This is a genomic window from Pseudomonas sp. NPDC077451, assembly GCF_044543345.1.
Taxonomy (GTDB): Bacteria; Pseudomonadota; Gammaproteobacteria; order Pseudomonadales; family Pseudomonadaceae; genus Stutzerimonas.
Genome location: NZ_JBITVX010000007.1, coordinates 122,893 through 136,092, shown reverse-complemented (window position 1 = coordinate 136,092; position 13,200 = coordinate 122,893). Strand labels below are relative to the sequence as shown.

Genomic DNA, 13,200 nt, shown 5'->3' with positions numbered 1-13,200 from the left:
AGTTCCCGCTCGTGTCAATCTCAGGCCTGCTCCGCCAACGCCTGTAGCGCTTCACCGGTCAGGCGATAGGTGGTCCATTCATCCTGGGGACGCGCACCCAGTGATTCGTAAAACTGAATGGCCGGTTCGTTCCAGTCCAACACCGACCACTCGAAGCGCCCGCAACCACGCGACACTGCCAAACGCGCCAGGTATTGGTGCAACGCCTTGCCTGCACCGGTGCCCCGGGCCTCGGGTGTGACGTAAAGATCTTCGAGATAAAGGCCATTGCGGCCAAGCCATGTCGAGTAATTGAAGAAATACACCGCATAGCCGATCGGCTGGCCGTCGCGCTCGCAGATCAGCGCACTGGCACTGGCATCTTCGGCGAACAGGCTGGACTCGATGCCCGCGACATCGGTTTTCACTTCCTGCTCGGCGCGCTCATAGATTGCCAGCTCGGTGACGAAGCGCAGGATCAGCGCGGCATCATCGCGGCTGGCGGGGCGAATGTTCAACGACATGAAAAACTCTCCGGTCTGACAGGCACGAGCCGCCTCGCGCCTGCCCAGGTGACTTGGCTCAGCGAGTGACCAGCAATTCACGGCCGCGCTGAACGGCTGCGCGAACCTGCCTGGGTGCCGTACCGCCGATGTGGTCGCGGGCGTTCACCGACCCTTCCAGAGTCAGCACGGCGAAGACGTCCTCACCGATCTGGTCGCTGAATTGGCGCAGCTCGGCGAGGCTCATTTCAGCCAGGTCCTTGCCACTCTCCAGTCCGTACTTCACCGCATGGCCAACGATCTCGTGGCAATCACGGAAGGGCAGGCCCTTGCGCACCAAGTAGTCGGCCAGATCGGTTGCTGTGGAGAAACCACGCAGTGCGGCTTCACGCATGATTTCGCGCTTGGGCTTGATCGCCGGAACCATATCGGCAAAGGCGCGCAGCGAGTCGCGCAGGGTGTCGGCGGCGTCGAACAACGGTTCCTTGTCTTCCTGATTGTCCTTGTTGTAGGCCAGTGGCTGGCCCTTCATCAGCACCAGCAAACCGGCGAGCGCGCCGAATACCCGGCCGGTCTTGCCGCGCACCAGCTCGGGCACGTCCGGATTCTTCTTCTGCGGCATGATCGAGGAACCGGTGCAGAAGCGGTCCGGCAGGTCGATGAACTGGAACTGTGCGCTGGTCCAGAGCACCAGCTCTTCAGAGAAGCGCGACAGGTGCATCATCGCCACCGAGGCGGCGGCGCAAAATTCGATGGCGAAGTCGCGATCAGAGACGCCATCCAGCGAATTGCCGGAGATCGCCTCGAAACCCAGCAGTTCGCAGGTGATTTCGCGCTGAATTGGATAGGTGGTGCCGGCCAGTGCTGCCGAACCCAGCGGCATGCGATTGGTGCGCTTGCGGCAATCAACCAGCCGCTCGTAGTCGCGCGACAGCATCTCGAACCAGGCCAACAGGTGATGGCCGAAGGTCACCGGCTGCGCGGTCTGCAGGTGCGTGAAGCCGGGCATGATGGTGTCCGCTTCTGCTTCGGCCAGGCCCAGCAGGCCCTCTTGCAGTCGTGTGATTTCGCCGAGGATCAGGTCGATTTCATCGCGCAGCCACAGGCGGATGTCGGTGGCGACCTGGTCGTTGCGCGAGCGGCCGGTGTGCAGCTTCTTGCCGGTGACGCCGATACGGTCGGTCAGGCGCGCTTCGATGTTCATGTGCACGTCTTCGAGATCGACGCGCCAGTCAAAGGTGCCGGCTTCGATTTCGCTCTGGATTTCTTTCAGATTGGCGATGATCTGGTCGCGTTCGGCATCGGTCAGCACGCCGGCCTTGGCCAGCATCGTCGCGTGGGCGATCGAGCCCATGATGTCGTGGCGGTAGAGGCGCTTGTCGAACTCGACGGAGGCGGTGAATCGGGCGACGAAGGCGTCGACGGGCTCGCTGAATCGGCCGCCCCAGGACTGGTTGGTCTTGTCGGTGCTCATGAATGCGCTCGCTGAATCGGATGGGCAAATTGGAGGGCCCGAATAATAACAGGGTTACGCGCGGCTTCCGTGCTGGCGCTCCGCAGCGAGCGGCTCTATCAGGCCTTGAACTGGCCGAGACTGGCTTCGAGCCTCTGCGCAAGCACGCCCAGTTCCTTACCGCTGGCCGCGGTTGCAGTCACCGCGTCGGCGGATCGTTCGGCTTCGGTCAAGATGACTTCGACCCGCTCGCGCACGGCCGTTGCGGTGCTGGCTTGGTGTTCTGCGCCTTTGGTTGCCTCCCTTACAACCTGGTGCACTTGCTCGACGGCAGTCTGCAAGGCGCGCTGTAGCTCGCGGCTACTGCCTAGTGAGGCCGCGCCGCTTTCGGCTTGCTTGCCAGCCGTGTTGATCGCCAAGACGGCGTCACGTGCACCCTGTTGTAGGCTTTCGATATGCGTCTGGATATCGCCGGTGGACTGCTGAGTCTTGCTGGCGAGCGCTCGCACTTCATCGGCCACCACAGCGAATCCACGACCACTCTCCCCGGCGCGAGCGGCTTCGATGGCAGCGTTCAGCGCAAGCAGATTCGTTTGCTCGGCGATGCCCTTAATCACGGTCAGTACCACCTCGATCTGTTCGCTCTGCTTGGCCAGTTTTTCGATCACCGAGGCGCTTGTCTGTACGCCACTGCCAAGCGCTTCGATCGTACGGCCCACCTGCTCGGAAATCGCCTCGTTATCTACCGCAGCCTTGCGAATCGAGGCAACCTGATCAAGTGCAGTCTGCATGGCGCGGCTTTCATTCTGCGCGTGCTGGGTCATGTCGGCCAACGCCTGCAGGCTTCGGGCGACCTCGTCACGTTGGCGCTCGGCAGCGGCTGCAGCGGAGCGGCTGCGGTTGCCCAGTGTGTCGATTTCCGCCCCGGTCTGTACGGCGATAGCGCGTGCTTCCTGGACGATCGGCTGGAGCTTGGCCAGGAACAGATTGACCGCGTCAGCCATCTCGCCCACCTCGTCTGCGCTGTGAATCTTCACGCGCTGGGTGAGGTCGCCGTGGCCGGCCGAAAGGTCGCGCAGCGCGGTGCTGAGCAGGCCCAGCCGGCGCAGTACCTGGCGGCCGAGCACCAGCGTGACGGCGAGCAGGAGCAGTGTTCCGATGACAGCAAGGCCAACGCTGATTTTCCAAAGCAGCGCCGACGCGGAGCGCTCCACTGCCTTCTGGCTATTGGACTCGATGCTTTGTGCCACCTCCGTCGCCGCGGCCAGGCCAGACGCCATGATTTTTGCGCTGTCGCTGGCGGTGGTTGCGAGACCGGCTTCCACCAGCTTCGCTCCGCTGGCGACCAGTGTCTGGAAACGGCTGTCGAACGCCGCCAGTTCCGTGCTCACCGCTGAGGTGGAGAAGCCGAGGATCACCTGGCCGATGTCCGCCCCCTTGGGGTTGATCGATGTCTTGGCGAGATAGAGCGTTGGGTCGATCTCGGCCGCGGACAGTACCTTGTCGAACGCGGTGCGTCCGGTGCCCTTGCCCAGCAGTGCTTTGACTCGGGGGTCCTGGCGGTTCAAGTGACGGGTGAGCTGGTTGCCATTGGCATCGAAATAAACGACGAAGACCACCGCCGGGTTGCGGTGAGCCATTCTGACGAACTCGGTCAGCGCCGGTACGTCGTTGTCCCAGATCGCAGCTGGCGCAACGCCGGCAAGCAGTGTGGCGAGGTCGTCTCCAGACTGCTTGAGGTGACGCTCAAGCACGTCTTTCAGCTGATTCTGCTCTTCGGTCAATTGCTGCGTCAGTCCCTGGGATAGATCGCTGGTCATGCGTTCGGCCAGGTTGGTAAGCCCGCCCCTGACTTCGGCATCTGCCGAGCGCAGCGCTTGCAGCAGGCGCGCCGAATCTTCGCCCAGGCTTTGCTCGATGTCTTGTTCGAGCCCGTCGATGGTGCCCCGGGTCAATGCGAGAGCAACCAGTACTTGCACCAGAACGGCGCCGCACAGCGTCAGGAATACCGGGCGTAGCAAGCGGCTACGCAGAGAGGAAAGCAGCAGCACGGTTCAATACTCCTGGGGCAGCGGTAGCAATTGGTGGGTCGATGATGGGATGCAAGCATTGCGCCATCATGCGCCAAAACGAGTCGTTCGTAGAACACCTTGTATCGGCCGATACAGCCGCATTCATGACTGCCGAGGCGTGGAACTGGCGACCGTTCGTCATCATTGCAACGTTCCAAGTCGATAGACTCAGCTCCCTCTGCGCAACGGCAGTGGCCGCCTTGCCGGGCTCGCCTTGCTTTGCGCTCCTGCGGCGCGGAAACTCAATTCATGCGAACACATAAACTCGATCGAACGCGGCCGGCGGCCCCTGTCGATGACTTCTTCGTGCCTGAGCTCTGCCAGCCCGACGCGTTGCTCGGCCTGGTGCTGCTCGCCGAGTTGATGGTGCTCGTGCTGGTGCTCGCCGAGCCGATGCAGCCAGGTTTCAATTGGATGCGCCTGGCGCTGGCGTCGTTGTTCGTGCAGTGGGTGATGTTGCTGTCGGCCGGTTTGACTTGTCAGCTGCGACCGCTGCTGGCGCGATTGCCGGCTTGGCTGGCAGGGCTTGCTTGCTGTGCGATGGTGGTCGGGCTGACGCTGGCGTGCACGGCGGTTGCCGATATCTATCAGCTTGGCGGTCCGCTGACGCGCGTCGGCGAGGTGAATCTGTATCTGCGCCATGCATTGATCAGCCTGATCATGTCCGGCCTGCTGCTGCGCTATTTCTATCTGCAGAGCCAATGGCGGCGGCAAGAGCAGGCCGAGCTTCGCGCTCGCATCGAGTCTTTGCAGGCGCGCATCCGACCGCATTTTCTGTTCAACAGCTTGAACAGCATCGCGAGCCTGGTGGTCACCGATCCAGCCAAGGCCGAGCAAGCGGTGCTCGACCTGTCCGATCTGTTCCGTGCCAGCCTGGCGCGCCCCGGCACCCTGGTGCCTTGGCGCGAAGAGCTGGAATTGTCACGCCGATACCTTTCAATCGAGCAGTACCGGCTCGGCGAGCGGCTGAAAGTTGAATGGCAGGTCGATACCGTGCCGGATGATTTGCCGATTCCCCAGCTGACCCTGCAGCCGCTTCTGGAGAACGCGCTTATCCACGGAATTCAGCCAAGAATCGAGGGCGGGGTGGTCAGCGTGGCGGCGTACTATGCTGATGGCGTGTTCCATTTGCAGGTGAGTAACCCCTTTGATGAGACGGCTCCAAAGCTGCCATCTAGAGGGACTCAGCAAGCGCTGCTCAATATAGACGCACGACTAACGGCACTTTTCGGTCCCGCGGCGAGTCTCAGCGTGGAGCGGCGTAATGCCCGTTACTACACCTGTCTACGCTATCCGTGTGCGACACAAAAGCAGGAAGCCAGAACTGTATGAATGTGCTGATTGTCGATGACGAACCTCTAGCCCGCGAGCGCCTCAGCCGACTGGTAGGTGACCTTGACGGCTATCGTGTCCTGGAACCTTCCGCCTCCAATGGCGAAGAGGCGCTGTCCCTGATCGAGGAACTGCGTCCCGATGTTGTGTTGCTGGATATCCGTATGCCGGGGCTTGATGGCCTCCAGGTTGCAGCCAAGCTGTGCGAGCGCGACGCTCCCCCTGCGGTGATCTTTTGCACCGCCCACGACGAGTTTGCGCTGGACGCCTTCCAGGTGAGCGCGGTCGGTTATCTGGTCAAGCCGGTACGGCCCGAACACCTCGCCGAAGCATTGAAGAAAGCCGAGCGGCCCAATCGTGTGCAACTCGCGGCGCTGACGCGTCCTGCGGCGGTGAGTGGCACTGGCCCGCGCAGCCATATCAGCGCACGGACCCGCAAAGGCATCGAACTGATCCCCTTACCTCAGGTGATCTATTTCATCGCTGACCACAAATACGTCACCCTGCGCCATGAGGGCGGCGAGGTTCTGCTAGATGAGCCGTTGAAGGCGCTCGAAGATGAGTTCGGCGAGCGTTTCGTCCGCATTCACCGCAATGCGCTGGTCTATCGCGACCGTATCGAGCGATTGCAGCGCACCCCACTTGGACATTTCCAGCTGTTTCTCAAGGGGCTTGAGGGCGAGCCGCTTACCGTAAGCCGCCGCCATGTCGCCGGTGTTCGCAAGCTGATGCAAAACCTCTGATTCGAGCCTGGCGCTAAGGACCGGCGCCCGTTCCAGCTCAACCGTCCCCGGACGGCTTTCCTTGATCCCCGCCAACCCGATCGCTGTTCCTGGCCTGTTATCATCGCCGGCAGTTCATCTGTCTGGAATTGTTCATGTCCCGCGAAATTCGCATCGCCACCCGCAAGAGTGCCCTGGCCCTGTGGCAGGCCGAATACGTCAAGGCGCGCCTGGAAGCCGCTCATCCGCATGTGACGGTGAGCCTGGTGCCGATGGTGAGTCGGGGCGACAAGCTGCTCGATGCACCGCTGGCAAAGATCGGCGGCAAGGGTCTTTTCGTCAAAGAGCTGGAAACAGCCCTGATGGAGAACGAAGCGGATATCGCCGTGCACTCCATGAAGGACGTGCCCATGGAATTCCCCGAGGGGCTCGGCCTGTATTGCATCTGTGAGCGGGAAGACCCGCGCGATGCGTTCGTCTCCAATCACTATGAGAATTTTGATGCGTTGCCTGCCGGCGCGATCGTAGGCACCTCCAGTCTCCGGCGCCAGGCGCAGCTGCTGGCGCGCCGCCCCGATCTGAAGATCCAGTTCCTGCGCGGTAACGTCAACACTCGCCTGGCCAAGCTTGACGCAGGTGAGTACGACGCAATCATCCTGGCGGCGGCCGGCCTGATCCGTCTTGGTTTCGGTGACCGCATCCGCGCCAGCATCAGTGTCGAGGACAGCCTGCCCGCGGGCGGTCAGGGCGCGGTCGGGATCGAGTGCCGGACCGGCGATACCGAGCTGCATCAGCTGCTTCAATGCATGAACGATCCCCATACCGCCATTCGCGTGAGCGCCGAGCGTGCCCTGAACCGCCACCTCAATGGGGGCTGTCAGGTGCCGATCGCCTGTTATGCCGTACTCGAAGGCGATCAGCTTTGGTTGCGTGGGCTCGTCGGTCAGCCCGATGGTGCCTTGCTCCTACGCGCTGAAGGCCGTGCGCCCAATGCCGAAGCCGAAGCGCTTGGTGTGCGCATCGCAGAAGAATTGTTGCAGCAAGGCGCTGGCAAGATCCTTCAGGATATTTATGGTGAGGCCGGCAAGGCGTGAACGGCTGGCGTCTCTTGCTGACGCGGCCCGCAGAAGAATGCGCCGCCCTGGCGGCCATCTTGGCGGGTCAGGGCATCCACAGTGCCAGCCTGCCCCTGCTCGCTATCGAGGCACTCGACGAAACGCCCGAACAGCGCGAGGTCATGCTGGAGCTGGATCGTTATGCTGCCGTGGTGGTGGTGAGCAAACCGGCTGCCCGTTTGGGCCTGGAGCGGCTCAGTCGTTATTGGAGAGTGCCCCCTGCTGGGCCAGTTTGGTTCAGCGTGGGCGCAGCGACTGGCGCCATTCTTGAAGAATACGGCCTGGATGTGTCCTGGCCCGCCAGTGGCGACGATAGCGAAGCGCTGCTGGCGCTGCCGCGACTGGCCGAGACGCTCGAGGTGGCAGCTCCGAAAGCGCTCATTCTGCGCGGAGAGGGGGGGCGTGAATATCTTGCCGATACGCTTCGCTGCCGTGGCGTTCAGGTCGACAGCCTCGAGCTGTACCGGAGATACCTGCCTGATTACCCATGCAACATGTTGATCGAACTGGTTCGTTCGGAACGGCTGAATGCCATGGTGGTCAGCAGTGGGCAGGGTTTGCAGTCGTTACGCGAGTTGGCAGGATTCGATTGGTCAACGCTGCGTGAACTACCCTTGTTCGTACCCAGCCCTCGTGTGGCCGAGATGGCCGAGGCGTTGGGCGCCAAAAGAATCGTGGACTGCCGTGGTGCTGGAACCGCGGCTTTGCTGGCGGCGCTACGGGACAATCCCGGGCCCGCTTCCTGATGCAAAGGATGGAAACGTGAGCGAAGTAGATTCCGACAAGGCACCTCAGCAACCGAAGGGCAACGACTCCGTCGCCGCTCAAAATCCTGTGAAGAAAGAGCCGCAGAAGGATTCGAAAGAGGCGCCCAAGGCGCCACCACCGAAAACGCCGGCCGGTTCCACCGCCGATGCGCGTGGCGGCGGCAAAGGATTGGCCGGTCTGGCCTTGCTGGTCGGCTTGGCGGGTCTGGCAGCAGGGGGCTACAGCGTCTGGCAGACTCAGCAGCTGGCCGATCAGGAGCAGCAACAGCAACAGTCGGCACAGACTACGAGCGAACAAACCCGACAGTTGAGCGAGCGCAGCGAGCAACTGGCCAGCCGCCTCGGCAAGCTCGAGCAACTGCCCTCGGCCGACCAGCTTGAGGAACGTCGCCGCTTGCTTACAGAGCTGCAAAGCGATCAGCAGCGCCTGGCGGGGCGTGTCGAGCAGGTTCTTGGGGCCAGTCGTGAGCAGTGGCGCCTCGCTGAAGCCGAGCATCTGTTGCGCATGGCGATGTTGCGTCTGTCGGCGATGCAAGACGTGAACAGTGCCGAATCGCTGCTCGCCGAGGCGGATCTGATCTTGCGTAAACAGGATGATCCGGGGGCGTACGCCGCTCGACAGCAATTGCTCGAAGGGCTTGAAGCGTTGCGCAGTCTGCCGGAGCTGGACCGGACCGGGTTGTTTCTCCAGCTTGGAGCGTTGCGCGGTCAGGCCAATCAGCTCAATGGCCTGGCTCCTGAATTCGAGGAGGGTCAAGGCGCCGCAGGCGGCCAGGCCGATAGCGGCTGGCAGCGTTGGCTAAATGAGCTGACACGTTATGTCCGTATCGATTTCGACGCTGGCAATAGCGCCAAGCCGCTGCTTGCCGGTCAGAGCCTGGCGCAGGTGCGGTTGGCGTTGTCGCTGGCCATCGAGCAGGCGCAGTGGGCCGTGCTCAATGGCAACGAAAAGGTCTACCGGCAATCGTTGGATCAGGCGGGGCAGCTGATCAAGGATCACTTCAGCGAGGAAAACGGTCAGAGCCGAGGGCTGCGCGACCGTATCGAAGAACTGAAAAAGCGCCAAGTGTCGGTCAGCCTGCCGGACCTCTCACCGGCGCTCCGCGCATTGCAGACCTATGTGCAGAAACGTGAGTCGTCCGAAAGCGCTGGGTCGCCTGCTGACAGCGGCCCAGCACAGCCCACAGACAAAGCGACCCCGGAACCTGACCAGCCGACAGCCGATGAGCCAGCTTCCGATGAGCCGCCAGCGGAAGAGGGGCAGCGCGCATGAAGCGATTCGCCTTTGTCCTGATCCTGTTTATCGCGATTGTCGGGTTCCTCGGCTGGGCTATCGCACAGGACCCGGGCTATGTCCTGATCAGCTATGACCGCTTCCGTTACGAGTCGAGCTTCTGGATCTTTCTTGGTTTGATCGCATGCCTCTGGTTGTTGGCGATGGTGGTGCACTGGTTGCTCGGTCTGTTGCACACGTCTGGCGCACTGGTCAATCCGTGGTCGCGTCGTCACCGTGAGCGTCGTGTCAGCAAGGCATCACGCAGCGGTTTACGCGAGTTGGCCGAGGGACAATGGAATCAAGCCTTGGGTCATTTGCGCTCCGCTGCCGAGCACGACCACCAGCCGTTGGTGCATTACCTTGGCGCCGCACGTGCCGCCAATGAACTGGGCGAGCACGAGCAAAGCGACGAGCTGCTCCGCAAAGCAAGGGAGCGCGACCCCGAGTCAGGCCTTGCGGTTGGCCTGACCCACGCTCAGCTGCAAATTGCGAGGGGCCAATATGGCGAGGCGCGGGAAACACTCAACGCGCTGCACAGCGACCATCCCCGTCATCCCTACGTGTTGACCTTGTTGCAGCAGCTGTACGTTCAGCTCGAAGACTGGTCGGCTTTGTGCAGTTTGCTACCCGAGCTGCGCAAGCACCGCGTGTTGCCACCGGCTCGCCTGAGTGAGCTTGAATTGCTGGCTTGGACAGCGGCGATTGAGCAAAGTGGTCAAGCCCCGGCAGCCAGTAATGAGGACGCGTTGCAGGCCCTCAATCAGAAGTGGCAAACCGTACCGTCGGGGTTGCGCAGTGAGTCGCTGCTGGTGCGAGCCTACGCTGACGGTCTGTCCCGCTTGGGGGCGGATGCTAAAGCCGAAGAGGTGCTCTACGCAGCGCTCAAGCGACAGTACGATGATCGCTTGGTCGAGCGCTACGGCCGGGTGCGCGGTCAAGACCCGGCGCGTCAGCTGGCGAATGCTGAAGGCTGGCTCAAGGCTAATCCGGAGAATGCAGAGCTGCTGCTTGCGCTTGGCCGGCTGAGCATGCGCAACGCGCTTTGGGGCAAGGCACGCGATTATCTTGAGGCCAGCCTGCGCTTCGAACACCGTCCGGAAACCTGCGCCGAGCTGGCCCGGTTGCTGGCCCAGCTAGGGGACAACGAGCGCAGCAACCGGCTGTTCCAAGAAGGGTTGGGGCTCCTCGATCAATCCAGCGCCAACCGGATACAAACCACCAGCAGCAGTTAGCGGTTGGCAGTCGGCGCGGCAGCCCGGGTAGTGACGCCCGTCCCGCGCCGCCGCGGCGATTTGCGTATGGCTTGCAGCTCGCCGCCTGCCGCACTACCGTAGCGAACTTTTCCTGTCTGCGGAGTTGCCATGAACCTGGCCAGCCCACGTTCGCTGTTTCTTCTGGCCTTCATCGGCTGCGCGTTGATGATGGTCGCTGCCCTGTATCTCGAGCACGTTGTCGGGCTGGTTCCCTGCCCGCTTTGCATCGTTCAGCGTATCTGCGTTATCGGCTTCGGCCTGGTCTGTCTGGTCGCTGCGCTGCATGGCCCACGCAAGACCGGTCGCCGTGTTTACTCGGTCATGGCACTGCTGTTCGCCGTTGCTGGAGGGGGCACGGCGATACGCCAGATATGGCTGCAGAACATGCCTGCCGATCAGCTGCCGAGCTGCCTGCCCAGTCTCGAATACATGATGGATGCGTTGCCGTTCCAGGAAATTGCCCGCTTGGTGCTTCACGGTACCGCCGAGTGCGCCGAAGTTACCTGGACACTGCTCGGAATGAGTATTCCGGAGTGGACGCTGCTCGCATTCATTGCAATGGCCCTGTTCTGTTTCTGGCAGTTGCTGCGCCGCGACTAGGCTTTTTGTCGAGGCGGGGCGAATGATCGCGCCGCCTGATGGTCAATGAGCAGGGCGAAGCGGTCACGCTAGTGATGCCGGTTGAATTTCATCCTTGCTGCTTGATGCTTCGTTCCGCGCAGCTTAGTCTGCCCTGGCGGCGTCGGTTTTCTGCCAATTTCGCTGTCACTCACCCAAGGCCGATATCCCAAGACAAAAAACCGTCTCGGAAGGCGCAACAGGCATCATCGATTAGGGAAAGTGAGGTCATCATGCTCGAGAGCTGTCGGAACGCCCAGGAACGCTGGGGAGGTGTGCACCTGCTGATCGACCGCTGGCTGCAGGAACGCCATGCATTGATCAACGCATTCGAAGGGTTGCATGAGGGTGCCGAAGCGGCTACTCGCCCGGCCTTGCAAAAATTCTGCGAAATCTTGCTCGACTATGTGTCGGCTGGTCATTTCGAGATCTACGAGCAACTGCTTAACGAAGCAGAAGCCTTTGGTGACAAGCGAGGGCTGGATCTGGCGCGTCAGATTTATCCTCGTATCGAGGCGATTACCCAGGTGGCGGTTGCTTTCAATGACCGGTGCGACAACGGCGACTGTCTCGAAAGCCCTGGCCTTCCAGAAGAGCTGAAGCGTCTGGGCCAGTTGCTGCACGAGCGCTTCGAGCTTGAAGACTGCCTGATCGAAGTGCTGCACACCGCGCATAAAGAGCCTGCTGCTACCGCCTGACCGATGCCGGTCAGCTGCAAGCGAAGGATCGCTTGTAGCACGCTTCGCTGATCGGTTGGCGGATCGCTGCGGCCCGTCTAGTATGGCTGCACCATTTCCGCCAGGAGGCACTTCCATGCCAGCAAAGAAAAACGCGGTCACTACCCCGCTGCACTTGCTTCAGCAGCTATCGAAAAGTCTGGTCGTGCATCTGGAAAAAGCCTGCACTGATGCACAGAAGGAAGCAGAGATCCTCTTGGCCAAGCTTGAAAAGCAGCGTGGCAAAACGCAGGAAAAACTGATCAAAGCGCGCGCCAAGCTCGACGAGGCCGGCAATGCTGGAAAGTCGAAAGCGCAAAGCAAGGCTCGGTCGAAACTGGCCGAACTGGATGACATGCTTGCCTTGCTGCAGTCACGGCAGAACGAGACCTTGAGTTACCTGGCTGACCTCAAACGCGACGCCGAGCAGAGCTTGAACCTGGCGCAAGGTGTCGCTCAGGTTGAAAAGGCTGCGGCGCAAGCACTGGCATCGCGCAGCAAGGCCACGCCGTCACGTTCGGCTTCAGCGCAACGCAAGGCTGCGCCAGCGTCAACCAAGCCAGCTCCTGCCAAGCAATCTTCCAGCAGCTCGAGCCCGGCAGCGAGCAAGCCAGCCACAACCCGCGCCCGAACTGCAGCCTCAAAAGCTGCGGATAGCAAGTCCTCCACGACTAATGCGCCCAGCGGCTTGGGCGCAGCCGAAAGTGGCGCTCCGAAACGTCCCGCTAGGCCTGCCAATAGCCGTGCGAAGCCAAAACCTGCTCCCACCAAGTCATCCAGCTCTGCCAAGCCCGCTGCAGCGCGCAAGCCTGCAGCCACACGCAAGCCCGCATCAACCAAGGCCGGCAGTGCGGATCAGTCCGCCCCGCCGGCATCCAGCTGAGAAGCTGCACGGCGCAGCACGGTCAGCAATGCATCGGGGGCGCCGTCGATCCCCGTGCATAGCTGGTTCAGCCAATTGTCAGATCCACCCTCCCGCGACCAATGCTGCGTTGCCTGCTGCAGGCGATCGAGCTGAGTTCGTTCGGCGTCTAGCTCCAGCGTTTTGACGCGCTGGCGCAAGCTGGCGAGTTCCGTGTCGATGGCTGCCTGCTCACGCCACGCCTGACGCAGATTTCGCAGGGGCAATACCACTGCGCTCTGCCAGTCCTTGCTGAGCAGTTTCAGGTCTTCCAATCGCTGCGCGTTTTGGCGGATGCCCCGAATTTCCAACCAGACGCAGGCGAGCAGCAAGCAGACGTCCATCCCTAGCGCTTGCAACTCAAGACACGCCTTTTCCACGCCGGGCTCTGCGTAACAGGCGAGGGCAAAATTCCAGAGTTCGTCGTTGTTCATCTGTAATTGGTTTTTTTCATGAGCAGCCGGATGGATTTCCGGGCGACCTGATAAACTCC

The 13,200-nt window shown here is 61.7% G+C and carries 12 protein-coding genes and 2 pseudogenes; 9 read left to right on the top strand and 5 right to left on the bottom strand.

Annotated features, from left to right (window positions below):
* Nucleotides 1-20: 20 nt before the first annotated feature.
* From ACIGHL_RS13300 to ACIGHL_RS13285, 4 genes and pseudogenes are all read right to left on the bottom strand, one after another.
* A complete protein-coding gene (locus ACIGHL_RS13300) occupies nt 21-503 on the bottom strand; it encodes a GNAT family N-acetyltransferase (protein ID WP_128120253.1) in 483 nt (160 codons plus the stop codon).
* Nucleotides 504-561: 58 nt separating this feature from the next.
* Nucleotides 562-1,956, bottom strand: coding sequence for an argininosuccinate lyase (gene argH / locus ACIGHL_RS13295; protein ID WP_128120254.1), 1,395 nt, complete (start codon nt 1,954-1,956; stop codon nt 562-564).
* Between the two features lie 98 nt (nt 1,957-2,054).
* Nucleotides 2,055-2,606 (bottom strand): annotated as a pseudogene (locus tag ACIGHL_RS13290) (methyl-accepting chemotaxis protein); the annotation flags it as partial.
* Between the two features lie 306 nt (nt 2,607-2,912).
* A pseudogene (locus ACIGHL_RS13285) lies at nt 2,913-3,215 on the bottom strand (HAMP domain-containing protein); the annotation flags it as partial.
* Nucleotides 3,216-4,256: 1,041 nt separating this feature from the next.
* Between ACIGHL_RS13285 and ACIGHL_RS13280 the strand changes: the two are divergent.
* The 9 genes from ACIGHL_RS13280 (at nt 4,257) to ACIGHL_RS13240 (ending at nt 12,689) form a co-directional block, all read left to right on the top strand.
* On the top strand, nt 4,257-5,339 hold the full coding sequence (locus tag ACIGHL_RS13280) for a sensor histidine kinase (RefSeq protein ID WP_128120256.1): 1,083 nt from the start codon (nt 4,257-4,259) through the stop codon (nt 5,337-5,339).
* Entirely contained in the window at nt 5,336-6,082 is a 747-nt protein-coding gene (locus ACIGHL_RS13275) for a LytR/AlgR family response regulator transcription factor (protein WP_045430882.1), read from the top strand. Before ACIGHL_RS13280 ends, ACIGHL_RS13275 begins: the two co-directional genes overlap by 4 nt.
* A 134-nt stretch (nt 6,083-6,216) precedes the next feature.
* Nucleotides 6,217-7,155, top strand: a complete 939-nt coding sequence (hemC, locus tag ACIGHL_RS13270) for a hydroxymethylbilane synthase (protein ID WP_128120257.1) — start codon at nt 6,217-6,219, stop codon at nt 7,153-7,155.
* Nucleotides 7,152-7,922 carry a uroporphyrinogen-III synthase gene (locus ACIGHL_RS13265; protein WP_128120258.1) on the top strand — a complete coding sequence of 257 codons (771 nt, stop codon included), beginning with the start codon at nt 7,152-7,154 and terminating at the stop codon, nt 7,920-7,922. Before hemC ends, ACIGHL_RS13265 begins: the two co-directional genes overlap by 4 nt.
* Before the next feature lie 16 nt (nt 7,923-7,938).
* Nucleotides 7,939-9,216, top strand: coding sequence for a uroporphyrinogen-III C-methyltransferase (locus ACIGHL_RS13260; protein ID WP_216706990.1), 1,278 nt, complete (start codon nt 7,939-7,941; stop codon nt 9,214-9,216).
* On the top strand, nt 9,213-10,451 hold the full coding sequence (locus ACIGHL_RS13255; protein WP_128120260.1) for a heme biosynthesis HemY N-terminal domain-containing protein: 1,239 nt from the start codon (nt 9,213-9,215) through the stop codon (nt 10,449-10,451). Before ACIGHL_RS13260 ends, ACIGHL_RS13255 begins: the two co-directional genes overlap by 4 nt.
* Nucleotides 10,452-10,580: 129 nt before the next feature.
* A complete protein-coding gene (locus ACIGHL_RS13250; RefSeq protein ID WP_045430867.1) occupies nt 10,581-11,072 on the top strand; it encodes a disulfide bond formation protein B in 492 nt (163 codons plus the stop codon).
* A gap of 251 nt (nt 11,073-11,323) precedes the next feature.
* Nucleotides 11,324-11,788 carry a sigma D regulator gene (gene rsd, locus ACIGHL_RS13245; RefSeq protein WP_128120261.1) on the top strand — a complete coding sequence of 155 codons (465 nt, stop codon included), beginning with the start codon at nt 11,324-11,326 and terminating at the stop codon, nt 11,786-11,788.
* A 115-nt stretch (nt 11,789-11,903) separates the two neighbouring features.
* A complete protein-coding gene (locus ACIGHL_RS13240; RefSeq protein ID WP_128120262.1) occupies nt 11,904-12,689 on the top strand; it encodes an AlgP family protein in 786 nt (261 codons plus the stop codon).
* On the opposite strand, the gene ACIGHL_RS13235 is transcribed toward ACIGHL_RS13240, so the two are convergent.
* Nucleotides 12,662-13,141 carry a TIGR02444 family protein gene (locus ACIGHL_RS13235; protein ID WP_216706989.1) on the bottom strand — a complete coding sequence of 160 codons (480 nt, stop codon included), beginning with the start codon at nt 13,139-13,141 and terminating at the stop codon, nt 12,662-12,664. The genes ACIGHL_RS13240 and ACIGHL_RS13235 overlap by 28 nt on opposite strands.
* Nucleotides 13,142-13,200 lie beyond the last annotated feature (59 nt).

Bases quoted from the DNA above. Each gene is read 5' to 3' on its own strand.
- ACIGHL_RS13240 (WP_128120262.1), top strand. From the start codon at position 11,904: ATGCCAGCAAAGAAAAACGCGGTCACTACCCCGCTGCACTTGCTTCAG.
- hemC (WP_128120257.1), top strand. From the start codon at position 6,217: ATGTCCCGCGAAATTCGCATCGCCACCCGCAAGAGTGCCCTGGCCCTG.
- argH (WP_128120254.1), bottom strand. From the start codon at position 1,956: ATGAGCACCGACAAGACCAACCAGTCCTGGGGCGGCCGATTCAGCGAG.
- ACIGHL_RS13280 (WP_128120256.1), top strand. From the start codon at position 4,257: ATGCGAACACATAAACTCGATCGAACGCGGCCGGCGGCCCCTGTCGAT.
- ACIGHL_RS13300 (WP_128120253.1), bottom strand. From the start codon at position 503: ATGTCGTTGAACATTCGCCCCGCCAGCCGCGATGATGCCGCGCTGATC.
- ACIGHL_RS13250 (WP_045430867.1), top strand. From the start codon at position 10,581: ATGAACCTGGCCAGCCCACGTTCGCTGTTTCTTCTGGCCTTCATCGGC.
- ACIGHL_RS13255 (WP_128120260.1), top strand. From the start codon at position 9,213: ATGAAGCGATTCGCCTTTGTCCTGATCCTGTTTATCGCGATTGTCGGG.
- rsd (WP_128120261.1), top strand. From the start codon at position 11,324: ATGCTCGAGAGCTGTCGGAACGCCCAGGAACGCTGGGGAGGTGTGCAC.
- ACIGHL_RS13275 (WP_045430882.1), top strand. From the start codon at position 5,336: ATGAATGTGCTGATTGTCGATGACGAACCTCTAGCCCGCGAGCGCCTC.
- ACIGHL_RS13235 (WP_216706989.1), bottom strand. From the start codon at position 13,141: ATGAACAACGACGAACTCTGGAATTTTGCCCTCGCCTGTTACGCAGAG.